General features: G+C 40.3%; 21 protein-coding genes and 1 riboswitch. Of the genes, 6 read left to right on the top strand and 15 right to left on the bottom strand.

The window, feature by feature from the left end:
* Positions 1 to 14 precede the first annotated feature (14 nt).
* The 9 genes from J8L86_RS14355 to J8L86_RS14315 all read right to left on the bottom strand — a co-directional run bounded on the left by J8L86_RS14355 (position 15) and on the right by J8L86_RS14315 (position 10,290).
* Positions 15 to 1,262, bottom strand: a complete 1,248-nt coding sequence (locus J8L86_RS14355; RefSeq protein WP_211030876.1) for a putative metalloprotease CJM1_0395 family protein — start codon at positions 1,260 to 1,262, stop codon at positions 15 to 17.
* A 38-nt stretch (positions 1,263 to 1,300) separates the two neighbouring features.
* Positions 1,301 to 1,585 (bottom strand): chemotaxis protein, encoded by a 285-nt coding sequence (locus tag J8L86_RS14350; RefSeq protein WP_211030875.1) that lies wholly within the window; start codon positions 1,583 to 1,585, stop codon positions 1,301 to 1,303.
* A gap of 130 nt (positions 1,586 to 1,715) precedes the next feature.
* Positions 1,716 to 2,825, bottom strand: a complete 1,110-nt coding sequence (thiH, locus tag J8L86_RS14345) for a 2-iminoacetate synthase ThiH (protein WP_211030874.1) — start codon at positions 2,823 to 2,825, stop codon at positions 1,716 to 1,718.
* A gap of 72 nt (positions 2,826 to 2,897) precedes the next feature.
* The gene (locus J8L86_RS14340; RefSeq protein ID WP_065108212.1) at positions 2,898 to 3,662 is read right to left on the bottom strand and encodes a thiazole synthase; all 765 of its coding nucleotides are present in this window, start codon (positions 3,660 to 3,662) and stop codon (positions 2,898 to 2,900) included.
* 1 nt (position 3,663) lies between these two features.
* Positions 3,664 to 3,867 carry a sulfur carrier protein ThiS gene (gene thiS, locus J8L86_RS14335; protein WP_065108213.1) on the bottom strand — a complete coding sequence of 68 codons (204 nt, stop codon included), beginning with the start codon at positions 3,865 to 3,867 and terminating at the stop codon, positions 3,664 to 3,666.
* A gap of 29 nt (positions 3,868 to 3,896) precedes the next feature.
* Positions 3,897 to 4,766, bottom strand: a complete 870-nt coding sequence (locus tag J8L86_RS14330) for a HesA/MoeB/ThiF family protein (RefSeq protein WP_211030873.1) — start codon at positions 4,764 to 4,766, stop codon at positions 3,897 to 3,899.
* Positions 4,759 to 6,441 (bottom strand): bifunctional hydroxymethylpyrimidine kinase/phosphomethylpyrimidine kinase, encoded by a 1,683-nt coding sequence (gene thiD / locus J8L86_RS14325; RefSeq protein ID WP_211030872.1) that lies wholly within the window; start codon positions 6,439 to 6,441, stop codon positions 4,759 to 4,761. Before thiD ends, J8L86_RS14330 begins: the two co-directional genes overlap by 8 nt.
* Before the next feature lie 3 nt (positions 6,442 to 6,444).
* Entirely contained in the window at positions 6,445 to 8,463 is a 2,019-nt protein-coding gene (gene thiC, locus J8L86_RS14320; protein ID WP_211030871.1) for a phosphomethylpyrimidine synthase ThiC, read from the bottom strand.
* Between the two features lie 223 nt (positions 8,464 to 8,686).
* A riboswitch (TPP riboswitch) is annotated at positions 8,687 to 8,785 on the bottom strand.
* A 197-nt stretch (positions 8,786 to 8,982) separates the two neighbouring features.
* Positions 8,983 to 10,290, bottom strand: a complete 1,308-nt coding sequence (locus J8L86_RS14315) for a hypothetical protein (RefSeq protein WP_211030870.1) — start codon at positions 10,288 to 10,290, stop codon at positions 8,983 to 8,985.
* Between the two features lie 335 nt (positions 10,291 to 10,625).
* On the opposite strand from J8L86_RS14315, the gene J8L86_RS14310 reads away from it, so the two are divergent.
* From J8L86_RS14310 to J8L86_RS14300, 3 genes are all read left to right on the top strand, one after another.
* A complete protein-coding gene (locus J8L86_RS14310) occupies positions 10,626 to 11,306 on the top strand; it encodes a hemolysin III family protein (protein WP_211030869.1) in 681 nt (226 codons plus the stop codon).
* A gap of 98 nt (positions 11,307 to 11,404) precedes the next feature.
* The gene (locus J8L86_RS14305; RefSeq protein ID WP_055025886.1) at positions 11,405 to 11,749 is read left to right on the top strand and encodes an MGMT family protein; all 345 of its coding nucleotides are present in this window, start codon (positions 11,405 to 11,407) and stop codon (positions 11,747 to 11,749) included.
* 20 nt (positions 11,750 to 11,769) lie between these two features.
* Positions 11,770 to 12,552 carry a DUF3108 domain-containing protein gene (locus tag J8L86_RS14300; RefSeq protein ID WP_231919039.1) on the top strand — a complete coding sequence of 261 codons (783 nt, stop codon included), beginning with the start codon at positions 11,770 to 11,772 and terminating at the stop codon, positions 12,550 to 12,552.
* A gap of 193 nt (positions 12,553 to 12,745) precedes the next feature.
* On the opposite strand, the gene J8L86_RS14295 is transcribed toward J8L86_RS14300, so the two are convergent.
* Positions 12,746 to 13,522, bottom strand: coding sequence for a class II glutamine amidotransferase (locus J8L86_RS14295; RefSeq protein ID WP_055025884.1), 777 nt, complete (start codon positions 13,520 to 13,522; stop codon positions 12,746 to 12,748).
* A gap of 241 nt (positions 13,523 to 13,763) precedes the next feature.
* On the opposite strand from J8L86_RS14295, the gene fadE reads away from it, so the two are divergent.
* Complete coding sequence (fadE, locus tag J8L86_RS14290; RefSeq protein WP_065108220.1) at positions 13,764 to 16,211, top strand: acyl-CoA dehydrogenase FadE; 2,448 nt, start codon at positions 13,764 to 13,766, stop codon at positions 16,209 to 16,211.
* A 304-nt stretch (positions 16,212 to 16,515) separates the two neighbouring features.
* Positions 16,516 to 17,496: a DUF1254 domain-containing protein gene (locus tag J8L86_RS14285; protein WP_211030868.1), complete on the top strand. Its 981-nt coding sequence runs from the start codon at positions 16,516 to 16,518 to the stop codon at positions 17,494 to 17,496.
* A gap of 55 nt (positions 17,497 to 17,551) precedes the next feature.
* On the opposite strand, the gene J8L86_RS14280 is transcribed toward J8L86_RS14285, so the two are convergent.
* The 5 genes from J8L86_RS14280 to dapA form a co-directional block, all read right to left on the bottom strand.
* A complete protein-coding gene (locus tag J8L86_RS14280) occupies positions 17,552 to 17,887 on the bottom strand; it encodes a Fis family transcriptional regulator (RefSeq protein WP_211030867.1) in 336 nt (111 codons plus the stop codon).
* A gap of 133 nt (positions 17,888 to 18,020) precedes the next feature.
* Positions 18,021 to 21,113 carry an efflux RND transporter permease subunit gene (locus J8L86_RS14275; RefSeq protein ID WP_055025880.1) on the bottom strand — a complete coding sequence of 1,031 codons (3,093 nt, stop codon included), beginning with the start codon at positions 21,111 to 21,113 and terminating at the stop codon, positions 18,021 to 18,023.
* On the bottom strand, positions 21,110 to 22,192 hold the full coding sequence (locus tag J8L86_RS14270; RefSeq protein WP_065108224.1) for an efflux RND transporter periplasmic adaptor subunit: 1,083 nt from the start codon (positions 22,190 to 22,192) through the stop codon (positions 21,110 to 21,112). Before J8L86_RS14270 ends, J8L86_RS14275 begins: the two co-directional genes overlap by 4 nt.
* A gap of 322 nt (positions 22,193 to 22,514) precedes the next feature.
* Complete coding sequence (gene bamC / locus J8L86_RS14265) at positions 22,515 to 23,615, bottom strand: outer membrane protein assembly factor BamC (protein ID WP_055025878.1); 1,101 nt, start codon at positions 23,613 to 23,615, stop codon at positions 22,515 to 22,517.
* Positions 23,616 to 24,503: a 4-hydroxy-tetrahydrodipicolinate synthase gene (gene dapA, locus J8L86_RS14260; protein WP_211030866.1), complete on the bottom strand. Its 888-nt coding sequence runs from the start codon at positions 24,501 to 24,503 to the stop codon at positions 23,616 to 23,618.
* 355 nt (positions 24,504 to 24,858) lie between these two features.
* Here dapA and J8L86_RS14255 point away from each other — a divergent pair, with 355 nt between their 5' ends.
* On the top strand, positions 24,859 to 25,386 hold the full coding sequence (locus J8L86_RS14255) for an ACT domain-containing protein (RefSeq protein ID WP_055025876.1): 528 nt from the start codon (positions 24,859 to 24,861) through the stop codon (positions 25,384 to 25,386).
* Positions 25,387 to 25,406 lie beyond the last annotated feature (20 nt).

Here is a 25,406-nt window from a genome sequence, read left to right as displayed (position 1 = left end):
TTGCTAATAATTGATTAAACAGCGATATCAATGGCTGATAAACGTGTATTGGTTTCACGTTCTGATTGAGGGTTTGCTTGAAAGTTTGATTGATCAGACAATGTGGAATTAAGCTGTTCAAGCTCTAGTCCACTATTGAGGCTGTCACCATCAACATTGTTAAAAATCTGACCTAAGTCATTAATATGTTGAGTTTCCTCTGTCGACATTACTTTTTCTTGTCGCTCGACTATAAGCTCTTTTTTGGCTTCATTTAATTTTCGAGTTGCTTCTGCAGCGACTTGTAAATCTGCTGATGAAGGCTGAACGGGTGCCATTGCTGCAGCGTAAACTTTCTGCATCTTAGTAACCGTAGCTTGAGCATCCCCTTCTATCACGCCGACATCAATGTTTACCTTACCTTCTACTGCATAACGCTTACCATCCGGACCTTTTTCGTAGGTATATTCAGGAGAGTTAGCATAATTGCCACCGACTGCTGCATGAGCTTGTTCGTGAGTTTTAACTTCAAGATCTCTTGCTGCAAGTGCCTTGATAATTGCTTCATCTTTTTGTTGTTGAACCTTTTCCTGATCAGCTTGTTCTTTTTCTGCCTGCTCTACTTGGTCTTGCTTTTCTAATTTATCTTTCTCTGCAGATTGTTCTTGTTCAGTCGGCTCTTGCTGGCTAGAACTTGTGACCGCTTGTTCTGAGTTCACAGATTGAGAAGTGTCAGCATTAGGATTAATGATGGGATCCTGTTCCGTTGATTTTTCATTCTCTAGCATGACAGTAGCGCCTTGATTGATATCACTCGCTCCCATTAGCCCCGCAACATTGACTGCACCGGTTTTTAAATTGTAGGTCGCGCTATTTTCTGATGAAGTTTGAGAAATAGCAGTCTGTGATGAGGCCCCCGTAGGAATTATCGTTTGAAATGCTAGCTTATCAGCATGGCTTGAACCATCCATCTGACGAATTTGAGAAGGTGATATTTCAGGCGCATGTAACGCTGTAGGTTCACTCTTACTTGACGTCAGTAGTGCAGTCTTTGAAGATGCGACTAGGGTTGATGGTGCAATAAACGTTGGCGTTTTTGGACTTGATGCTTGGATTGTTGATTGAGTTAATACTTGAGCAGATTGACTTGAAGCTTGAGTTGAAACCAGGCTTGATGAGGTCGTGGTCTTTTCGGAATTTGAAACTGCCGTTAACGGCGTTACAGCATTCCTAGCTATAGCTGATTGGCTATATTGAGTGACAGTTTGTTCAGTTTGAATCATTTTAGGATTCAAACTGTGGCTAACCGCATTAATCATAATCAAACAGATAAATCGATAATTGTGCCAACATTTTCATTGGCGACATTAATGACCTCTGCAGATGCTTGACCATGATTAACCGCTTGTTGAGCATCAATTAGTGCTGACACTTTATCTGTCGAATTTGATTGACTGCTCAAGCTAACTGTATCTTCAGCTAAATAGGCCGAAGGTGAAGTTTGAACCGGTTCTGGTTTAGCCACTGTGGTGGTTGCCTGAGCAAGGTCATTCTGAGCCCCTTGAAGGCCTTGAACACCTGAACTCATTGCTGAAGGTATTTGCATACTCGTTGCCCCCTAATTTGTAGACAATCAAACTAACAACAATTATCAAACAAAATTTGCACTTTGTACAGTGAGAGCGAGCTTCAATTTTCTTCCCTTGAACAAAGAATATTGTTTATCAATCTACCTTCTAGCACCAAGCTTTTTCCCAATCTTTCCAAACAGGGTTTAAGCCTATAGTACGCATAGTATTTGCCATTTCACTGGCGCTACGTTCATCGCTTATTTCAAACTGATCCAATTGTGTATTAGGGTTTTGATACCCCCCAGGCTCTGTTGAGCTCCCTGCACTGATATTGGTGACGCCAAGCGGCAATAAATTGTTCCTAAAGCTGGGTTCTTCACGTGTTGACAAGCTAATCTCAAGTTGTGCATTGAATAATCTGAATGCACAAATCATTTGCACTAAGCCTTTATCAGTTAATTCAACTTTCGGGGTCACACCACCAGTACAAGGTCTTAACCTTGGTAGAGAAATACTATAACGAGAACGCCAGAAGCGACGTTCTAAATACGATAAATGATACCCCATTAACAGTGCATCTAAACGCCAATCATCCAAACCAAGTAATACTCCGAGACCAATTTTATCGACACCAGCACTAGCTACACGCTCAGGTGTCGTTAACCGATAGACGAAGTCTTGTTTTTTACCACGCGTATGATGCTTAGCATAGGTTATGGGTTGATACGTTTCTTGATAGACCATAACAGCATCTAAGCCTAATGCTACAAGCGCTTGATACTCTTCTGTTTTCAATGGCTGCACTTCAATAGCAACATAACTAAAATGTTGCTTAACTATTGGTAAAACATGGCTAAAATAGTCAATTCCAACTTTGGTTTCGTGTTCACCTGACACCAATAAGATTGAATCAAAACCACGTTGTTTAATGATCGAAATTTCTGCTAATAACTCATCATCAGACAATGTTTTTCTTTTCAATTTATTACTCATTGAAAAGCCGCAATAATCACACTCGTTAGCACATAAATTAGATAGATATAGAGGTAAGTACATACCAATATTGGCACCAAAGCGTTGTCTTGTTATCTGATATGCTTGCTGCGCCATTTGCTCTAAATATGCAGATGCTGCTGGTGATAGCAGTGCCATTAAGTGGTCGATATCACGCTGCGGGGCAGCAAGTGCACGTTCAACATCATTTGCTGTGCAGGAATATAACTGCATGGACAACTTATCGAGGTCTAATTGTTTAAAATAATCACTAAAACTCATCGTTTCATCCTGATAAAAAATCTACCGTCCATCAAATAACCTCTAAGGTTGATGAAAAACTTCTCAGTTTGATCAGTTCTCTAAAAACTGTGTCAATGGACTGGTATGTTCAGCATGTTTTGTCACACTACCAAGACCTGCAAGATAAGCCATACGCCCAGTGTTAACAGCATCTTTAAAACATGTCGCCATATGTTGAGGATTGGCACTACTCGCAATTGCTGTGTTAACTAACACAGCATCAGCTCCCATTTCCATTGCCCGACACGCTTGTGAAGGCGCACCTATCCCAGCATCGATAACGACTGGAATATTAGCTTGCTCTATGATGATTTCTAAAAATGGTTCTGTCGCTAACCCCTGATTGCTGCCTATTGGGCTACCCAGTGGCATCACAGCAGCGCAGCCAACTTCTTCAAGTCGACGACATAACACTGGATCTGCGTGAACATATGGCAACACCGTAAAGCCTTTTTCACATAACACTGAGGCTGCAGCAAGCGTTTCTATAGCATCAGGCATCAGGTATTTAGGGTCTGGGTGAATTTCAAGTTTAACCCAATTAGTACCAAGCATTTCTCTAGCTAACTCAGCAGCAAAAATGGCTTCTTTCGCTGTACGAGCGCCAGCGGTGTTAGGCAATAGTTTCACCCCCATTTCTTGTAAAGGCGTGAGTAAGTCATCAAAGTTCTTGCTGAGATCGATACGTTTCATGGCTAATGTGACCAGCTGCGATTGCGAAGTCGATAATGCAGCTAACATGGTTTGAGTATCAGAAAACTTGCCAGTTCCGGTAAATAACCGAGATTCAAATTGGTGATCGGCAATAGTTAACATGTCAGCCTCCTGCTACCGCTGAAAAAATATCTATTTTATCGCTATCTTGACACTCAATTTGAGCCCAGCGACTTCTTGGTACCACTTGTTCATTCAGCACTAAAGCCACTGTTTTAGGATTAATTTCCTTCGACTCAATTAACTGCAACAAACTCGGGTTATGACCTACTTCTTCTTGTAATCCATTAAATTTTATCGTAATCATATATTCCAGCCTTACCTAGCTCAGTTAGGTTAACTTGTATAACAAACGGGACATTCAGCATCTTGACTCAGCGTAACTTGACGCCATTGCAAACTGCGAGCATCAAAAAGATGTAGCAGCCCTATTAATGATTGTTTCGCGTCATCGTCACCACTAAGCCATTGCAATCCCATCAGTGTTTGCATTGATGCGACACTAAGCACTGCTGCATTTAATACACCGAGAACAGAACACTTTTGAGCCATTAAGGTATCTTCTGGGAACAGACATTGAAAACAGCCACTACGGTTATTTGGCAGTGCTTTTGCTGACTTAGTTTGTGTTGAATTAGCTTGTGTTGAACTTGCTAGTGACGTGTCATGCATAGATGCGGTTACTGATAAAGGCTCATAAGCCGGCGCAACACACAATAATTGCCCCTGGTAACCACTAATAGCAGCACTGATTAAGGGTATTTGATACTTAACCGCGACTTTATTATTCAGCAATCTAGACTCGAAATTATCAGTACAATCGAAAATGATATCGACACTTTGCAGTACATCAGCATCCTGTTCAGTGAAGCGTTTTTGGCGGGCTGTTATTGTGCAGTCTTCATAAGCTAACGATAGTTTTTGCGCGGCAACGGTTACTTTAGCTTTACCAATATCCGAATCTGTAAATAACAGCTGCCGAGGTAAGTTAGAAAGTTCAACCTTGTCATCATCAAATAATATTAATTCAGCGATACCTGCAGCAGCGAGTTGTTGAGCCACAGCATGGCCTAAGCCACCGACTCCAATGACTACCGCCTTACTCATTTGCAGTGTTTGCTGCCCCAACTCACCAAATTCAGGCAGTAATATTTGCGCAGAAAAGCGCATAAATTGCTGGTCACTCAGTTCATAAGCCTTACTCATCGCACACCTCTTCTAACTGAGGTCTACGAGTGACTAGATCTATAGGGCTATCACTCGCACGATGAGGACTAAACTCTGGTGCTAACCATTGTTTATACAGCTTTAAATAGGCGCTAGCTGGCTCATCTGCGGTTGTTACGGCTCTTACTACAGCAGCACTGTCTACACCTGTGTGCTTAATTTGTGCGAGTACCGATTCATTGATCCCACCTATTGCTACGGTTGGACAAACATGTTTTAACAACTCAGCATAAATCGAAAGCTTTTCTAAACCTTGCGGTTTTGAAGGCATCACTTTGGTTGTGGTGGCAAAGATATGCCCCAGTGCGATATACGAAGGTTTTAATTGATTGGCCAATAAAATTTCGAACACACTGTGGCTAGAAAGACCTAATGCAATGCCTGCACTTTTAAGGGCTGGTAAATCAGCGAGAATCGCATCTTCTTGCCCTAAATGCACCCCGAACGCATTATGTTTTAGAGCCAGTTGCCAATGATCATTGATAAATACTTGCGCATCGTATTGTCTACCTAATGCAATAGCTTGCTTAATATCTCGCTCAAGCTGCTCGCTAGAAACAGGACCGTCGGCTTTAATTCGTAATTGTACGGTCGTGCAATTCGCTTGCAGTAATTGCGCTAGCATCGCTATGTCATCAACAACAGGATAAATGCCGATATCACGTTGCAAACGCACAAACTCATTAGCTTGTGCATCATGGTTTAACTCGCTATCGAGCAATAATGTATTATTGATATAATATGCAATCTTAGGATAAAAACTAATATCACTTGGCCATCCTGTTTTTGCTACAGGACCTGCGCCCTTCCCATAACTAACACTATAGGTTAAGCCTTTTAAAACATATGCTTTTGCCATGACAATCGCATCATGCAAAACAAAACCTTTGGCCATAAAAGCAGCTATTGCACTTGAAAGCGTGCAACCAGTACCATGATTATTCGCTGTTAATACTCTTGGCGCGGTTAGCCAATATCGCTGAAATTGGTGTTCTTCACTGACACCTAAAACTGCCTCACAGACAAATAAATCAATGGCATTATCACCTTGCCAACCATGAGTATCACCACCTTTAGCCAACACATGACAATCTAGATATTCACTTAACCAACATGACGCTTGATAAAAGCCATGCTGAGCATCAATATCAATATTCGATTGGGTTAGCTTTATAAGTTCATGGGCATTGGGGGTAATCAAATCCACTAGCCCTTTGAATGGAGTAAAATCTAACTCAGACTCACTATTGAGGCTGTCTCCAGAGCTTGCGACCATAACCGGATCTAAAACGATAGGGATAGTCTTAAAGGCCAATGAACGACATTTAAATGATTTTATCCAACGGGCTATTAATTCAAGCTGTTTTTGATTGGCAATTAAGCCAATTTTTATTGCTGATGGCGCTAAATCCTCGGCCAAAGCATTTAGCTGGCCGAGTAACATTTCTTGAGAAACAGCGTCAACCAGCGCAACAGTCATGGAATTTTGCGCCGTCAATGCTGTGATAACACTGCAACCAAAGCATGACAAATCATTAATTGTCGCTAAATCGGTTTGTATACCAGCGCCTCCACCACTATCAGAGCCAGCAATCGTCCAAACGATAGGCTTGGCACTTAGTGGTTGTTGACGCTGTTGATGAAATTGGTTCATGAATCACCCCTCAACAGACTCAGATTCCAATTCCATTTCAAGCTTATCGCTCGTCTTATTGAGTGGTTGATAGATTTCTGAGCCTGTGGCTTTAAATTCAGCTGACTTTTGTGCCATTGCCGCTTCAATATGCTGAGGATCATTAACCTGAGAAGCACTAAATGCAGTTGCATCTACCACTGAAATGGTTTGAGAAACCCCAGTATTACCTGCTTCACGTTCTTGTTTGGCAGCGTAATCACGTACTTCTTGCGTGATTTTCATCGAGCAGAATTTAGGGCCACACATTGAGCAAAAGTGCGCAACTTTAGCGGATTCTTGTGGCAATGATTCATCGTGATACGCTCTTGCTGTATCAGGGTCTAAACCTAGGTTATATTGATCTTCCCAACGAAACTCAAAACGGGCTTTAGATAAGGCATTATCACGAATTTGTGCGCCAGGGTGCCCCTTGGCAACATCCGCAGCATGAGCCGCAATTTTATAAGCGATTAACCCTTGCTTAACGTCTTCTTTATTTGGCAGACCTAAATGCTCTTTAGGCGTGACATAACACAGCATTGCAACGCCATACCAGGCCATTTGCGCAGCACCAATACCTGACGTAAAGTGATCATATCCAGGAGCTATATCTGTAGTTTGAGGGCCTAACGTATAAAACGGCGCTTCATCACAGTGAGCCAATTGTTTTTCCATATTCACTTTAATGAGCTGCATTGGTACATGCCCAGGACCTTCGATTATGGTTTGAACATCATACTCCCACGCCACTTTAACCAATTCGCCTAATGTTTCTAATTCTGCAAATTGCGCTTCATCATTGGCATCAGCAATACTGCCTGGGCGCATGCCATCACCTAGTGACAGTGACACGTCATATGCGGCGCAAATCTCACAAATTTCTCTAAAATGCTCGTATAAAAAACTTTCTTTATGATGACTTAAACACCATTTCGCCATGATCGAACCGCCACGAGAAACAATGCCAGTCAGTCGTTTTGCAGTCATTGGCACATAGCGAAGCAATACCCCTGCATGGATCGTGAAATAATCAACCCCTTGCTCTGCTTGCTCAATCAAAGTATCTCTAAACACTTCCCATGTTAAATCTTCAGCAACGCCATTAACTTTTTCAAGCGCTTGATAAATGGGTACAGTTCCAATCGGCACAGGCGAATTACGGATGATCCATTCACGGGTTTCATGAATATAACGACCAGTGGATAAATCCATCACCGTATCGGCGCCCCATCGAGTTGACCAGACAAGTTTTTCTACTTCTTCTTCAATAGACGAGGTCACCGCTGAGTTGCCAATATTGGCATTCACTTTAACCAAAAAATTTCGGCCAATGATCATTGGTTCAGCTTCAGGATGATTGATGTTAAGCGGGATAATTGCTCTACCACGAGCCACTTCTGAACGAACAAATTCAGCAGTTATTGGCTGGCCTATACTTGCCCCAAAGGCTTCACCTTGAGCTTTTTGAGTTAAGATCTTATCGGTAACCTGCTCCCGAGCCATGTTTTCACGAATCGCGATGTATTCCATTTCAGGAGTAATAATCCCCTGTCGAGCATAATGCATCTGCGTAACACACTTGCCCGTTTGGGCGCGTTTAGGAGACACTAAAGCCTCAAAACGTAAATGGTCTAACCCATCGTCAGCTAATCTTTGCTGAGTAAAATTAGAGCTAACCCCTTTAAGCTGCTCAGTATCTTCACGCTCTTCAATCCATGTTTGTCTAAATTTGTTTAAACCTAGACGGACATTAATTTTGGCATCAGGATCTGAATAAGCCCCCGCGCAATCATAAACTTTTATTGGTGGGTTTGACTCGGTAACCGGATTCTCATCATTGCCACCAATAATGGTGTCCGTTTGATGAATTTGGCGCATGCCGACTCGCAAATCATCTCGAGAGCCTGTCAGATAAATTTTCTCAGAGTTAGGATGTTGTAGTGGTTTTAGCGTATCAATAAACGCTTGGGCTTGTTCACGGGTTTGACGACGATTTGACATTAGCAACCTCAAAATTAATTAAATAAATAGAGTTGCTTGTCTGGAGAATGATGTTGATGACGAGCGAGTTATAAAAACTCTGTAATTTGCTGATGACGTTTACTCAAAAATGATCCTTGAGCGTAAACTTTCTATGCTTTTACATTAGAAATAATTTGCTAGAAACAAAGCATAAACGGCTTTATTTTGAAGCGAATCATTTACACGCTAAGCAAAAAAACGAGCAAATTAACTGCTTGTTTCCTTCGCAGGTTTTAACCTGATCAGGTTCAACGGATCCCGAATAAACGGTCTCAGCCATAAGGCACTCCGACAAGATGTCAGCAGTATACTCAGCTTAAATAACAAATTACAAGTGAATTTATATAAAGTTAATTCGCCTTACGTTCAAAAATTACGCTCCATTAATTGACTGATATTATTATTTATATTTCAAAACCAACTTACTAAAGTATAAGTTGAATGAATATTAATGACAGCAAATAACTTAAATAAACCTCCAACAAACGAATAAATCATTTAGGGAAGTCGAATTTTAGCTAACCTTTTCTCAATTGACTTTGAAATGGCTTTCTTCATTTTGGCACTATCACAAGGCTCTGCATAACCTAACCCTTCAGCATGAGGATTTATTTGCGTAGGCAGTTTAACAACACGATAGCAGGTATCACCTTGACGCATAATTCGATTCGGATCTAAACGGTGATCAAATGTTGTTGCTTGACGAGTATCTTCAATAATAATGAGTTCAATATCTTTCATCTCCGGTGTCATTTCACTCACACTTGCACCACTTTTTGATGTTGCATTGTGTGCTTGATTACCGATTAATAAATCCAGCGATTGCTGATTCAAATTTTTTAACATGTCATGGCTCGCTTGATTAATAATGGCGAGCTTGTCATTACTACCAATCCCTATTGCCTTTGATTCGGACGAAAACAAATCACTGTCAAAAAGATGATTATCGCTATTCACTTGCTCAATATCTTGCAAGTACATACTTTCAACGTTATTCCAATTAAACGCTTGTTCTGGCTCACCTTGTTGTAACAGTGAAGATTCCGCTTTAACGGTATCACTTAATTTAACCACCGCTTTGAGTTCAGAGTCCTGTTGTGATTGAATGTGTTGCGTTGTCACTTCAACAACAGGTGCTTTTTCTGGTTCAGGCGCCATTGTTTTTTCTTGACTGGCAGTTGCAGCATTCTCATCTAGCTCAGGTGCTGATTTTTGCAAATCATTTTCTTTTATCGATGCTTCTTCAGCTTTATGTTCTCGCTGCTTATCTGATGCCTCATCAATCGCTGGTAGTTCTGTGGCAACATCTTGAGTATTTTGTTTTGGCGTTTCATCTTCTTGCTGCAAAGATGCCTGTATTGCGGCTAGCTGCTCTGCCGTCATAAAGTAGGCGTTAATTTCTTTTTTACTTGGAGTTTCTGCCACATTTTCCTGTGACTCAACAACCTCGACAAATGCATCAACCGTTTTGTCTGCGACTTGCATTAATAACCAAAAACCTACTATGTGAACGGCTGAAATTCCAATGATCATCAGAGCCATTTTCCAATGATTTATTGGATTAACAGCTTTATTATGACGTTCATGTTGAGATGAAATAACAGGGGGTAATACAGGGGTGACAATCGCGTGCTCATCTTGAGCGAGAGTCAAAGACGACTTAATAGAGTCAGCTTTATTCGAGATAACTGCCAATTCATATTGATTAAACTCAATTGGCACAACCTCTTCACTACGAGACTCTACTTTAAAAGCTTTATCAACATGTGCTTTAGATTCAACAGAGTTGTCTCGAGGTTGTTTCATTAGCGCTTCCTATCGCATTATGATGGTTAACATTTAGCAGGTCACTTACTCTTTATACTGGCAGCATGAATACGGCTTAATGAATATTAGCCCTATGAATTCAATCATAAAATAACCTATATAAATCATTTAACATACTCAGTTAACCTCAGATACTAAAGATTAAATTTAGTTCAATTCTTATCCGCATTTCCGACTATTTCTACTCATAATTATCTAAGCTACTGAAAATAAACGCCATAAATAAGCTTACACGTGTAAGCCAAAATGGTGGTTTTTTCAGATTTAAGCTGTTACTCTAATTTCCTATTTGCTTATCTAGGTCGTATGCAACAATGTCAATTGAGTTAAGAGCGCAACAACAATTAAATCAAACAAGCAGTCATCAGGCTGACTATTGTGCTACTGAAGAAATGGCTAATAGTCTCACTCATGGGCTTGGTGTTGTTGCAGGTATCGCAGCATTTTCCGCAATGTTAATAAAGGGATATGGACAATTAACGACTTTTGAATTACTTGGTGTTGCTATATATGGTTTAAGTATTGTATTGCTGTTTCTTGCATCAACCCTATATCACTCTAGTACCAGTCCAATTTGGCGAAAACGATTCAAAATGGCGGACCATTGTGCAATTTATACCTTGATTGCAGGTACATACACACCTTTAATGCTCATTAGCCTTGATAGTGAACAAGCCAATATTGTTTTAGCATCCATTTGGCTATTAGCGCTAGGGGGTATCATTTTTAAAACCTTGTTTATAGGAAAATTTAAAGCCTTTTCAGTCATTCTATATCTCATCATGGGGTGGTTGTGTGTCACCGTAATGAGTGATTTGATAAAAGGTATGACAGATTTAGGTTTCAATTTGCTCCTTGCAGGTGGTGCATTTTATAGCGTTGGCGTGGTATTTTACGTAAATAAACGTATTCCTTACAATCACGCTATTTGGCATCTCTTTGTCCTTGCTGGTGCGCTATCGCATTTCTTGTGTATTTACTTAACTGTCATTTAATTATCATTTACTTCGCATTAAAAATATAATCATCTGAGGGTTTCCTATAACGAATTGAATGATTTATGCTGTTGTTTTTACTGCTATAGAACATAGTTATGACCACCCTATCCCCGAAACAACGAATTTGGTTTATCGTTAACATGATCCCATCTGGAAATGTGTTAGCCTATGGTAAAGTAGCCGATCTCGCAGGACTTCCAGGTCGTGCCCGATATGTATCTAAAGCATTAAAAGAAGCACCTGAGCATCTTAACCTTCCTTGGCACCGTGTCATCAATAGCCAAGGCAAAATTTCATTTAAACTCAATACCCTTCATTTCCAAAATCAACAAGAACGACTAAGATCAGAAGGAATAGAAGTGAACAAAGGCAAGATTTCATTGTCGAAATTTGAGTGGAAACCAGACATGGCAACCTTGGTTTTGTCCTTACCTTTTTAACATCATGTATAGGTCTAATTTTGATTAAGATATGTTCTGTAATACTCACAGGTATGATGACTTTTTCAAGCCCCGTAATCGCTGCAGAGCCTGCTGAAACAAGTTCACATCAAGACTTTTTGAAGCCATTGACTCCACATAATGCGGAATACAAAGTCTATTATGGCAGTATTGAATTAGGTAAAGCACGCTATCAATTACCTGCAAGTAGTGACGGCTATTATGAATATCGTTTTGATAGTGATGTCAGTTTGTTAATGCTCTCCGATGTACGCAATATTAAAAGTGAATTTCAGTTAGTAGAGGGAAAAATAAAACCCATTCGCTATATGAGTGAACGCTCGGGTACTGGCAGCGACTACAGTGAGCAAACTGCATTTGCAGCGTCACAAGGTGTCATTCATACAATATATAAAGAAGAGAGAGAAAAACTTGAATACGCAGAAAATGTGCTTGATCCATTAACCGCACAACTGCAATTTAGAATGGATATGTACTCAAACCCTAAAACATTACATTACGATATGGTCAAAGAAAAAGAGTTTGATGACTACGAATTTAAAATTGTGGGTAAAGAGCAAGTCATTATTGATAGTGGTACATATCAAACGGTCAAAATTGAAGTGGTTCGTAACAGTAAAAAGCGACAAACGTTTTTTTGGATGGCACCTGATTTAAATTATTTACCTGTTCGATTAAGCCATTTTTCTAAAGGCAGTAAACAACTGGATATCCAATTAGACAATTACCATTTTTTTGAATCACAAAAAATGGAAGCCCCAACGGTACATTCTAAGGAATAAGGATATGCTGACTTAAGAGATAATTGCTTTTCGTCAGTAATATTCACTGAAGCAACTATCTCTTAAAAGCTATCTCTTAAAAGCTATTTCTTAAAACAGCCTCTTAGAAACAATGCTTGTTAAACAATCTCTGTTAAATCATTCGCCCTATATAGCAGACTATTTTAGGTTCAGTATAAAACCATAAGTATTGTTAACAGACTTGTAGTTCACCTTGTCTAAACAACTTCCATTCGCCTGGCGATAATATATGCCATTGCTCGTTATTGGTCAGTGGTCTTGTCGCAATAACCGTAACAACATCATTCGGTGTGGTTTCTTTATCAAAATCGATTACGACGTCTGTATCAATCAAAGTAGCTTTACCAAACGGTGCTCGACGAGTGATATAACATAAGTTGTTGCTGCAATAGGTCATCAAATCAACCCCATCACTTAAAATCATGTTAAATACACCTAAGGCACGTATCTCATCCGCAAGCCCTGAAATGAAACTAAAGACCTTTTTCATGTCTTCTGGTTGCTTATGGCCAAATTCAGCTAACACCTGTTCCATAATCCAACAAAAAGCTAATTCACTGTCGGTATCCCCAACAGGCTGAAAACGTTCAACAACAAACTTATCTTGATAGTCTGAAAGCTGACCATTATGAGCATAAGTCCAATACTTCCCCCATAATTCACGTGTAAAAGGATGGGTATTTTCTAAAGAAACACATCCACGATTTGCTTGACGAATATGGCTTACAACTATTTCACTTTTAATAGGGTATGATTTAATTAACTTCGCAATATGCGACTCGCTACTTGGGCAAGCATCTTTAAAAGTTCGACTGCCCTTACCTTCATAAAAAGTAATTCCCCAGCCATCAACATGTGGGCCAGTCACCCCACCTCTTTCAGCTAAACCTGTGAAACTAAACACAATATCAGTTGGAACATTAGCGCTCATCGCTAGTAATTCACACATGAAACACGCCTTAAAAATGTTTTAAAAGTCAAAAAATTACCTAATGACTATTGTACCTAGTGAAAAACTTTTTGTGGATATTTATTGCTTAAAATATTTTAAACAATTGTTTGAAAAAACTTGTAATCGTGGTCAGTAAGGTTTAATTTTATGTGATACAGGTCTGACCACGTTCAGTTCTGTGAATAGGATCATTAATTTGTAAGTGCTCAATTTTTTGAGGGCTTTAAGGAGAAAGACTTTGACTACCCTTACCTGGATCATCGCCATGATCGCAGTTCTTGGCGCCGCAACTTACATGCGGGTGTCGTTATTAACGGCAACAATCGCTGCAGCTGCTGTCATGTTCATTGGCAGCGTATTAGATATTGTTGGTGGTGTAACATGGATAGTATTTTTAGCCCTCGCATTACCACTGAATATAAAGTCTTTTCGTCAAAACTTTATCTCTCGTCCACTACTTAAAGTTTATCAAGGCATCATGCCTGAAATGTCTTCTACTGAAAAAGAAGCCATCGAAGCGGGAACAACTTGGTGGGAAGCAGATCTGTTTGCGGGTAACCCAAACTGGAACAAGCTTCATAACTACCCTAAAGGACGATTAACCGCAGAAGAGCAAGCCTTCCTCAATGGGCCAGTTGAAACCGTTTGTAAAATGGTTAATCAACATCAAGTTTCACACGAACTTGCTGATTTACCACAAGATGTATGGCAATACCTTAAAGATGAAGGCTTCTTTGCCATGATCATTAAGAAAAAATACGGTGGTCTTGAGTTTTCTGCGTACGCACAATCACGTGTATTACAAAAATTAGCCGGTCTGAGCAGTGAACTTGCGTCAACTGTCGGCGTGCCAAATTCATTAGGGCCTGGTGAGCTATTACAGCACTATGGTACCCCTGAACAACAAGATCATTACTTACCTCGTCTCGCTAAAGGACTGGAAGTTCCTTGTTTTGCATTAACAAGCCCTGAAGCTGGTAGTGATGCGGGTGCAATTCCTGATTTTGGTATTGTATGTAAAGGTGAGTTTGAAGGCGAAGAAGTGTTAGGCATGAAGCTTACATGGAACAAACGCTACATTACCCTAGCCCCTGTTGCCACGGTTCTGGGTTTAGCATTTAAACTTCGAGATCCAGATGGACTATTAGGTGATACTGAAGATCTAGGTATTACCTGTGCGTTAATCCCGACAGATATTCCAGGCGTTGAAACGGGTCGTCGTCACTTCCCACTAAACTGTATGTTCCAAAATGGTCCAACACGCGGTAATGAAGTATTTGTACCACTTAGTTTTATTATTGGTGGTCCAGAAATGGCCGGCCAAGGCTGGCGCATGCTAGTTGAGTGTTTATCTGTAGGTCGTGGTATTACCCTACCATCTAATTCTGCAGGTGGTGTTAAAACTGCAGCGTTAGCAACTGGTGCATATGCACGTATTCGTCGTCAGTTTAAATTACCGATTGGTAAGCTTGAAGGTATTGAAGAGCCAATGGCACGCATTGGTGGTAACGCTTATCTGATGGATGCTGTGAGTTCGTTAACGACTGTTGGTATTGGTTTAGGTGAGAAACCTTCGGTTATTTCAGCCATTGTTAAATACCATTTAACCGACAGAATGCAAAAGTGCGTTATTGACGCTATGGATATCCATGGTGGTAAAGGTGTTTGTCTCGGCCCCAATAACTATTTAGGCCGTGGTTATCAAGCTGCACCCATTGCCATTACCGTTGAAGGTGCAAACATTTTAACCCGCTCAATGATCATTTATGGTCAAGGTGCAATCCGTTGTCATCCATATGTATTAGCTGAAATGGAATCTGCTTTTGATACCACTTCAGGAAAAGGATTAAGTAACTTTGATAATGCCATTTTCGGTCATATTGGGTTTGCTATGTCTAACTTTGTTAGAAGCTTTTGGATGGGGTTAACGTCAAGTCGACTATCTAAATCACCTTATAGCGATAAAACAAAACGTTATTATCAACATATGAACCGCTTTAGTGCCAACCTAGCTTTGCTATCTGATTTAGCGATGGCAACCTTAGGCGGTAACCTGAAACGTAAAGAACGTATTTCTGCTCGATTAGGTGATTTGTTAAGTGAACTATATCTCGCATCTGCAACTTTAAAACGTTATGAAGACGAAGGACGTTTAACTGAAGACTTACCTTTAGTTCAATGGGCAGTAGAAGATTCACTGTATAAACTACAAAGCTCACTTGATGATTTATTAGATAATTTCCCTATGGGTCTTGGCATTGCACTTCGTGCTGTTATCTTCCCATTCGGTCGCCCATTAAAACGTCCTAGCGATGTGCTTGATCATAAAGTTTCTAAGATCATGCAAACGCCATGTGCGAGTCGTGACCGTTTAGGTCAAGGCCAATTCTGGACTCCTTCAGAGCACAACGTTGTGGGCATTCAAGAACAAACCTTACTTGATATCCTGGCTTCTGAGCCAGTGTATGACAAGGTATGTAAAGCAGCTGGCAAACGTCTACCATTTATGTGGTTAGATAAGGTTGCCGCAGAAGGTAAAGCACTAGGCGTGTTAAGCGATGCTGAAGTAGCCTTACTCGAAAGAGCTGAAGTTGGGCGTTTGAAAACCATCAATGTGGATGATTTTGACCCAGAAGAACTTGAAGCAAAAACTGCTGCCGTAGCTAATCAAATACAAGCAGCGTAATGCTAGTTAATTTGTTTTAGTCTATTAAAGCCAAAGGGAAAGCATCTGCTTTCCCTTTTTTATACCTAAAAATGCCCCGCTAACGTACATAAAGTCATTCATTTTGCACCCGAATACAGTGTATTCAATCGAAACCATTCTATTAAGCAGTGCTTTGACAGCACCTGTTAAATTAACTCTATTACAAATAGACAAATTTCCCTTGTTGTCAGCCAATTAGCACTAGCTTAATTGTCATTTGTTATAACTGCGCCAATGAGTTAGCTTAGATTCTAAACAGATCACTTACTCTCAAGGAAGAACTATGAAAATTGTATCCAAACTTGCTGCTATTGCGATATTAACCTCAACCAGCGTGAGCGCTGAACCTATCATCGTCAATCAAGATAACTTCCCTCAGGCTTACACCAACCTTAGATTTGCTGCGATAATTGAAAAAGCGGGTGGCTTAAACACGTTCTTAAAGATGCCAGTTCCAAGTAGTGATCCGACACAGCAATTCGTTGTGAGAATGAACAGAGATACAGCTTATTCAACTTCTGTTTTCGATTTATCTAGCAGGAAGGTTTATATCACCATCCCGAAAACGGATAAATATGTCACCATACAAATCGTCGATGAAAACCATGAAACACAACGAATGATATATGGGCCTGGCAGACACTTAATCACCGCTAAGACAGATCATGCATTCGTCATAGTCCGTACTCTTGATAGTGAATTACGTGACAATATTGTGTTAGAGGCGCCGAAACCAAAGCCATTCAAAACAAAAAACTGGGATAAACCATCTTTCCAAAAAACTGAAGAAGAAGGTAATGCTGATTTCAGTGATGGTTATTACCAAGCTGGTGCTTTTAGTAATGTTGAAAGCGGTCAAACTCCATACATGAACTATGTTGGAGTTGCAGGTGGCTGGGGCGGCGCAATGGTCATGGATAACATTTATCAAACCAGCCCCTATTTTGACGCTAATGGATGTTATGAAACCACATTCGTCAATCCAGAAGCAAAATACTTTTGGTCAGCGACTGTTTATAACGGTGACGGATATATGTTTAATGACGTAGCCAATATATCAAGTGAAATGAACCCAAAGCAAAATAAAGATGGAACTTACACCTTGCGTTTTGGTTGTAAAGGCCAGCCAAATAATATTCCAGTATTAGAAGGAAATACCACTGGCAAATTCAATGTCTTGATGCGCCATTATGGCCCAAGTGACATGGTGAGCAACGGTGAGTATGGCTACAACATGACTCAGTTTATTAGAAAGGCAGATTAATGTTAATTACCTAATCAAAAGATTAATTATTACGAACTGAATTAAGCAAAGAAAATTAATTCAATCGCTTTGCCCAATTGCCATTATGCTGCGCCTCACAACGTGTTTCGCTATCAAACACAATTTGTTTGGTTTGCAGCTTAATGCCCTGCTGCTGTAATTGATGGATAATCAAATTCTGGATATAAACATCTTCCTTGTTTAACACTAAATCTGTCAGTTGAGCATCATTTTCAAAAATACAGACGACTTTTAATGAGGTCGGAAATGCATTGAAATTAACCGTATGAGTTAGCCATTCAAAACCTGGATATAGCTCAAGTAGCCTATCGCAAACTTCTGTCAGTGTTTGAATAATTTGTTTTTCTATTTTCTTATCTGATTTTTTCATATCATCACTTCTCCGTTGGCAACCTTTCCGACAATCATCGAGTAACTTTCCTTTTAGCTTTATGAATTTGCAATAAAAAAGCCAGTTTTATATAACTGGCTTTTACCTAATAAACCGAAAGCTAAATGGCTAATTAATTTTTTAATTCTTCATCTAACAGTTTAGCGATAGCTTCAGGTGAGCTACTGTTTCGAGCAAAAATACTATAAGCTACAGGTATCACCAATAAGGTGAAGAAGGTTGCTAATAAAATGCCTGAAAGCACAACAACACCAATCACAAAACGAGTTTCAGCTCCTGCACCACTTGATAACACCAAAGGAATTGCGCCTGCAGCTGTGGTAATACCCGTCATTAAAATAGGTCTTAGACGCTGCGCCGATGCTTGAACAATCGCTTCATCAAAAGCAATCCCTTTATCTCGCAATTGGTTAGCAAACTCAACAATCAAAATACCATTTTTAGCTGCCAGTCCCACCAGCATAATAATACCAATCTGACTGTAGATATTGATGCTTTGGCCTGTAAACCATAAACCGATTAATGCCCCTAAGGTAGCTAATGGCACAGTTAACATAATCACCATTGGATGCACATAGCTTTCAAATTGCGCCGCTAATACAAGGAACACAATACCGAGTGCTAAAACAAATACAAAGTACATAGAATTACCAGAACTTTGATAATCTAACGATTGTCCTTTGTAGCTGATGACAGCTTCAGCTGGAAGATAAGTATGGGCAATATCGTTTAAGTAATCTAACGCTTCGCCTAAACTGTATCCATCCGCTAAATTCGCTTCAATGGTGATTGCTCGCATTCGGTTATATCGATTTAACGAACTTGCATCAGCATATTCTTCGACCTTAACTAGGTTAGATAACGGCACTAACTCACTGGTTCTATCCGAGCGAACATAGATATTTTCAAGATCAGAGGCTGTATTTTGATTGTCACGATTACCTTCAATAATGACATCATACTCTTCACCGTCACGCATAAAGGTTGTCACCAAACGTGACCCTAGCATTGACTCTAAAGTACGACCAATATGTGAAATAGACACGCCTAAATCTGCAGCACGATCTTTATCTATCGCCACTCTTAACTGCGGTTTGGTTTCTTTATAATCATGGTCAAGCCCAACGAGCATCTGATTTTCAGAGGCTTTTTCTAATAACATATCTCGCCAAAGTGCAAGCTCTTCGTAGCTCGGGCCACCTAATACAAATTGCACAGGTTTACCGACACCACGCCCAAACGCTTGTCTCATGATCGGGAATGCTCTCACCCCAGCTAAATCAGAAATTCGACTACGGATATCGACAATAATTTCATTCGCAGGTCGTCTAACAGACCAATCTTCTAAAACAATAATCGCCATGCCGTTAGAAAAGTCAGCCGCGGTTCCAAAGCCCCTTGGTGCACGAATTAACAGACGCTTAATATCACCAGACTCAACTAAAGGCATCAACCTACCTTCAATTTCATCCATGTACTTTTCAATATACTCAAAACTTGCACCTTGAGGGCCGTTAACGACTAGGAACATTGAGCCCCTATCTTCACTTGGTGCAAATTCTTGCGGAATTTTATTAAGCAAATAACCACTGACAGCAAAGGCAACGACCACAATCAGACCAATTAAATACGGCTGCTTAATCGCGGAGTTAAGGTTCGACTGATAAATTGATGACAGATAATCCATTAAGGCATCAACTTTTTTGACTAACCATGAGCTCTCACCAGCAGGCTTTAATAATTTAGAGCACATCATTGGGCTTAAGGTTAATGCCACTAAGCTCGAGAATATGACCGCTGCGCTCATCGTCACAGCAAACTCTTTAAATAGTTTGCCTAAATCACCGTCCAAAAAACTTATCGGCATAAATACCGCAATCAAAACAAGAGTTGTAGCAACAACGGCAAACGCAACTTCTCGACCACCAAGGTAAGCCGCCTTCAACGGTGAGTCGCCAAGTTCAATACGGCGGTGAATGTTTTCAAGCATCACGATGGCATCATCAACCACCATACCAATCGCAAGGATCATCGCTAACAGCGTTAACAGATTAATTGTGTAGCCAAGACTATAAAGAACAATAAATGTTCCCATGAGCGATACAGGCACGGTTAGCGCTGGAATTAACATCGCCCGCACGCTACCCAAGAACAGATAGATCACGATAATGACCAAGATCATAGCAATAAAGAGTGTCTGATAAACCTCTTTAATTGAAGCTTCGATAAACACTGAGCTATCGTATGAGCGTTTAATTTCCATTCCAGCTGGTAGAGTTGGATTAATTACATCCACTAGTGCATTAGCCGCACGCGCCACTTCTAACGTGTTAGATGTTGACTGCTTAGATACACCGAGTCCAATCATTGATTCAGTGTTACCACGGAACATAATACGCTCTTCTTCAGAGCCGATTGCAACCTTGGCGACATCACCCAACTTGACTAAGTAACCATCGTCACCTTGGGTAATCACTAAATTGGCAAAGTCCTGTTCGGTTCTAAAACTTCTATCAACTCGCACTGTAAAGTGACGCTCTTTTGATTCAATAGAACCAGCAGGCAACTCAACGTTTTCTGAGCGAAGCGCGGATTCAACGTCCGCTACCGTCAAGTTTCGAGATGCCAATGCTTGGCGATCAATCCAAATTCGCATGGCATACACTTTACCGCCACCTAAACGAATATTGGCGACACCGTCTACGACTGAAAAGCGATCAACTAAATAACGACGTGCGTAATCGGTAAGCTGCAACGTTGTCATTTGATCAGAGACAAGGTTTAGCCACATGATCACTTCATCACCACCGTTAGCTTTCTCAACCTCTGGCGGATCGGCTTCTTCAGGTAAATTGTCTAATAATCCAGAGATTCGATCACGTACATCGTTAGCTGCCGCTTCAATATCTCGACCAACATCAAACTCTAACGTCACTGAAGAGCGACCGTCACGGCTTGTTGAGCTAACATGCTTAATCCCTTCAACCCCACTAATCCTATCTTCAATAAGTTGGGTAATACGACTCTCAACTACCGTGGCACTCGCACCACGATAACGGGTATCAATAGACACAACTGGCGGGTCAATATTGGGATATTCTCGTAAGGGTAGCTTTTCAAAAGACACTAAACCCAAAATGATAATCAAAATACTAATTACAGAGGCTAATACCGGTCTTTTTACTGAAATATCAGTTAATATCATGCGGCGTTCTCCGCTCCGGCGACCTTAGCAAAGTTAAATGCTTCAGCTGCTTCTGTTTTTACCTCATCGCCAGGTCTCACCTTTAATAGGCCGCGAATAATCACAGGTTCATCAATCACAAGTCCATCAATGATTTCTACCCAGCCACGATTTCTAATACCTAAAGAAACTTGTTTACGTTCAACAATATTTTCATCATTCACTATGTATACATAGTGCTTTGATTGAATGGGAATAATGGCTGACTCAGGTAATAGCAAGGTTTCACGGTTTTGCTTGATTAGTTTCACCTTCATCAACATACCCGGTAACAATGCAGAATCTGCGTTATCTATAATCGCACGAACAATAACAGCACGGGTTGATGGATTAACTCGGCTATCTATCGATGTGACTTCGCCTTTAAAAATACGATCAGGAAACGCAATCGCTTTTGCCTCAACACTCTTGCCTAACTGTAACTCTTGAATAAATCGCTCAGGTACAGAAAAGTCGAGTTTAATTTTACTGACATCATCTAACGTGGTTATTTGTGTGCCAGGAGAAACTAAACTACCTACGCTCACTTGCTTTAAACCAAGGCGCCCAGAAAATGGGGCATGAATGGCTCTGTCTTCTAATGCCGCTTTAGCTTGTTCAAGTTCCGCTCTGGTGGTGTCAATTAATGTTTGAAGTCTGTCTCTTTCAAGCTCAGCAACCGTTTTACTGGTTACTAGGCTTCTAATACGGTCAAGTTCACGAAGGTTATCAGTAACTTTGACTTCAGCAGCTCTTACTTTTGCAACTTGCTCACGATTTCTTAGTTGTACTAACAAATCACCTTTAGAAACAATATCACCATCATTAAAATTAATGCTTGCGACCTGCTCAGTGACTTTCGGGGTAATGGTTATTGATTCAAACGCTTTGTTTGTTCCAATCGCTTCAACTTCGTCACGGACAGGAAGCATGGCAACTTTAGCCACAACGACATTAGGGATAGGTTTGACACGTTGATTAGATTTTTCAGGAGCCATGGTTGATTGATAACCAAACCAAGCCAGAGCTAATGCTACGAGTAATATAATTGTTTTTTTCATCGTTATTCCGTTCATCCCTCTATCGAAAGAGGTTTGATGTTAGCGAGTATCAGTTTTGTGGCAAACGTTAGTTTACCTAGCGGTAACCCGGTATCAAGGCGTTTTACCTTTACTTACAAATTACACATTTAATTAACATTCAACTTCAGTACGAAATAACCTGAATCTAAGTTCACTTTTGGTGAATTATCCTAACCTGTCATGTAAACCTAGCGTTTTCGCCAACTCAATTGGCATTTCTAGCATAAAAAAAAAGAGACACATAAATGTGTCTCTTTGTAAGTATGTATGTCTGTGAAGCAAAACAAACAATAATGGGTGATTATCTCACCTTACGGTCAGCTTCCATGGCATCGCTAAGTACTCGGTATACTTCAGTGATGACTTCATTTGATAATGGATCACCTACCGCATTTTTAGCAAAAATCTTCGTTTGCTGTTTATCTTCTGTAGGCTCTAGTTCAACACGGTAATTACCGCGCTCTAAAGGTAACTTTTCATCACCCCATAATGAGCTCCAGAATCCTCCGCTTTCTTCAAGCACGATATAAAATAAGCCTTCAGCATTATTCATATCGACTATATCAAAACCAAGCTCTGGTAAAACTATTCGTAGACGGTCCCAAGTTTTACTGTAATCCGCTTCAGCAATCCAATAAGCACCTTTATCTTCAGTTTCTGCCACTAAATCTAAAGTAATACCTAGACTCTGCTCGATACGGTCAGCTTTAATTTGCTTATCACGAGTAATACTCATGTAAGCAATAGAGTTATTCAGCATATCTATTGTGTAGCGACGTTTATCTTCACCACTTAAGAATACTTCTTGATCTTCACCGTCGTAAGATTCTTCATGTTCGATAAGATCTATGCTCATACTACCTGAACGGCCATGAGGACTAACATCAACATCGTAACGGTAGCGTTGGCGTAATAAGTAAACTTTATCTTCACCAAACCAACTTGAATCAATCACCTCACGGTTTTCAATCCAGCCTGTTTCTATAACGCCTTCTTCGTAATCTTCTTTTTCAATTGGCACTTCGTACTTATTTAAGAAGCCTTTTAAGTTTTCAAACACTTCTTGTTTTAAGTCTTTAGTTGTTGCGATAGATTCAACGATAACTTTAATATTATCGCTGCCCTCTTCCACACGTGTGCCTTCAGACATCGGCAATACAAGTAATGGAGGACGAATATCTAAACGCTTACCAACCAGTTCTTTATTAACTTCACTACCTGGCTCAGGAATATCATACTCTTTGCCATAAGTTGGTGTTTTAAGCCCTTCAGGTATGATTAATAACGGCGCAGCTTTGGCATTAACAAAGTCATCATTGCCATTTGCAATACGTCGATCTGTCGGAGTGCTACATGCAGATAGTGCTGCTATAACGAGAATTGGGGTGACTTGCTTCAACATTTATTGGTTTACCTCTATCTGGGCTTGCTTCATCGCTTCTAACAACAGACCATGAAACTGCTCAGAAAGTTCAGTTAAAGGTAAACGAATATGTCCTTGGCTAATTAAACCCATTTGATGAGCGGCCCATTTCACAGGAATTGGGTTTGCTTCACAGAACAAGTGTTCATATAAACCTTTCATTGGCTGGTTTATACTTTCTGATAACGCTAAATCGCCAGCCAGTGCAGCTTCGCACATAGCCTTAAAGGATTTTGGAACGATATTGTTGGCAACGGAAATGACCCCATCACCACCAAGTAATAAGAAATCTCTAGCCGTAGCATCATCGCCACTGTAAAGCTTAAAATCATTACCACATAATTCACGCAATTTAGCGACACGGGTTAAATCGCCAGTGGCTTCTTTAACACCGATAATATTTGGTACTGAGACTAATTCAGCGACGGTTTCAGGTAACATATCAACAGAAGTTCTGCCGGGTACATTATATAAAATCTGAGGAATATCTGTGCAAGCTGCAACGGCTTTATAATGTGCAATAAGCCCTTTTGGCGTTGGCTTATTGTAATATGGGGTCACGCCTAACATGCCTACGATGCCTGAATCGGCCATAGATTGAGTCAGCTCAATAGCTTCGGCAGTGGCGTTGGCGCCATTTCCGCCAATAACAGGAATGCGTCCTGCTGCAAACTTAACCGTTTGCGCTACAACTTGTGCATGTTCTTTCATCGGTAAAGTCGCTGACTCACCTGTTGTCCCAACGGCGACAATCGCATCTGTGCCTTGGTCAATATGAAACTCTACCAGCCTTTCAAGACTCGCGTAATCTACTGTGCCATCACTATTCATTGGTGTGATTAAGGCAACGATGCTTCCGTTTATCATCTAAATTCCCCAAGGTTTCAGGATTCGCTATGTTACTTATGCCTACTACTAATGACAAGCATTAACGGGGCTCTTAAATGCATTTATCTAAAACGTTTCACTATTCGCCAAAAATAGGCTAATAATTTGCGTAAATATCAACGTTGTTTACAGAAGAAATAAACTTTATTTCCTTATAAATCAACAGTTATTAAAATATATTCACTAAACTAGTCATAATTCAAACAGATTAAAGGCAAATACACACATACTTATGTGGTTTTCTTTTAGTTATGGTAGCATTACAACCCGCAAAAAAACTTTGCGTTAGCTCGCTAGTTTACGCTCTATGATATCGAAAAAGTGAGGAAAATCCATGACCAACTATCTGGTCGTTACTGCTATGGGTGCTGATCGCCCAGGTTTAGTTAGTCGTCTATCCCGTTTAGCCAGTGAATGTGAATGTGACATCGTTGATAGCCGCATGGCTTTATTCGGAAACGAATTCACCTTAATCATGATGATTTCTGGCTCGTGGGCTGCCATCACTAAGATAGAAACTCTATTACCTGGTTTAAGTGTTGAGCTTGAATTATTGATGGTAATGAAGCGTACCTCTAAGCACACCCCTAAGAATTTCATTTCACGAATTGAAGTTAGTGTAAATGGGCAAGATCAGCGCGGTACCATGAAGCGTATTACCGAGTTTCTTGCCGACCGCTCACTGGATTTAGCCGCAGTTCGTTCTCACGCTGATGACGATAATCTCACTCAGACAATTTTATTCACCATCAATGTGCCTGAAAAAGTTGATCTGGTTAAGCTTGAAAACAGTATCCATGAACTCGCAGCAGAACTTTCGCTAGATTGTTCAATCAATCACATGCAAGCAAGTGAAAAATAAGTAATCAAAATAAGGACTAT

The organism is Shewanella sp. MMG014 (assembly GCF_018100775.1).
Lineage (GTDB): Bacteria > Pseudomonadota > Gammaproteobacteria > Enterobacterales > Shewanellaceae > Shewanella > Shewanella japonica.
The sequence above is the reverse complement of the archived record's forward strand: the minus strand, read 5'-3'. Positions and strand labels throughout refer to the sequence as shown.

Coding starts and splice junctions, on each gene's coding strand:
- J8L86_RS14355 (WP_211030876.1), bottom strand. CDS start 1,262: ATGATTCAAACTGAACAAACTGTCACTCAATATAGCCAATCAGCTATA.
- J8L86_RS14350 (WP_211030875.1), bottom strand. CDS start 1,585: ATGCAAATACCTTCAGCAATGAGTTCAGGTGTTCAAGGCCTTCAAGGG.
- thiH (WP_211030874.1), bottom strand. CDS start 2,825: ATGAGTTTTAGTGATTATTTTAAACAATTAGACCTCGATAAGTTGTCC.
- J8L86_RS14340 (WP_065108212.1), bottom strand. CDS start 3,662: ATGTTAACTATTGCCGATCACCAATTTGAATCTCGGTTATTTACCGGA.
- thiS (WP_065108213.1), bottom strand. CDS start 3,867: ATGATTACGATAAAATTTAATGGATTACAAGAAGAAGTAGGTCATAAC.
- J8L86_RS14330 (WP_211030873.1), bottom strand. CDS start 4,766: ATGAGTAAGGCTTATGAACTGAGTGACCAGCAATTTATGCGCTTTTCT.
- thiD (WP_211030872.1), bottom strand. CDS start 6,441: ATGAACCAATTTCATCAACAGCGTCAACAACCACTAAGTGCCAAGCCT.
- thiC (WP_211030871.1), bottom strand. CDS start 8,463: ATGTCAAATCGTCGTCAAACCCGTGAACAAGCCCAAGCGTTTATTGAT.
- J8L86_RS14315 (WP_211030870.1), bottom strand. CDS start 10,290: ATGAAACAACCTCGAGACAACTCTGTTGAATCTAAAGCACATGTTGAT.
- J8L86_RS14310 (WP_211030869.1), top strand. CDS start 10,626: ATGTCAATTGAGTTAAGAGCGCAACAACAATTAAATCAAACAAGCAGT.
- J8L86_RS14305 (WP_055025886.1), top strand. CDS start 11,405: ATGACCACCCTATCCCCGAAACAACGAATTTGGTTTATCGTTAACATG.
- J8L86_RS14295 (WP_055025884.1), bottom strand. CDS start 13,522: ATGTGTGAATTACTAGCGATGAGCGCTAATGTTCCAACTGATATTGTG.
- J8L86_RS14285 (WP_211030868.1), top strand. CDS start 16,516: ATGAAAATTGTATCCAAACTTGCTGCTATTGCGATATTAACCTCAACC.
- J8L86_RS14280 (WP_211030867.1), bottom strand. CDS start 17,887: ATGAAAAAATCAGATAAGAAAATAGAAAAACAAATTATTCAAACACTG.
- J8L86_RS14275 (WP_055025880.1), bottom strand. CDS start 21,113: ATGATATTAACTGATATTTCAGTAAAAAGACCGGTATTAGCCTCTGTA.
- J8L86_RS14270 (WP_065108224.1), bottom strand. CDS start 22,192: ATGAAAAAAACAATTATATTACTCGTAGCATTAGCTCTGGCTTGGTTT.
- bamC (WP_055025878.1), bottom strand. CDS start 23,615: ATGTTGAAGCAAGTCACCCCAATTCTCGTTATAGCAGCACTATCTGCA.
- dapA (WP_211030866.1), bottom strand. CDS start 24,503: ATGATAAACGGAAGCATCGTTGCCTTAATCACACCAATGAATAGTGAT.
- J8L86_RS14255 (WP_055025876.1), top strand. CDS start 24,859: ATGACCAACTATCTGGTCGTTACTGCTATGGGTGCTGATCGCCCAGGT.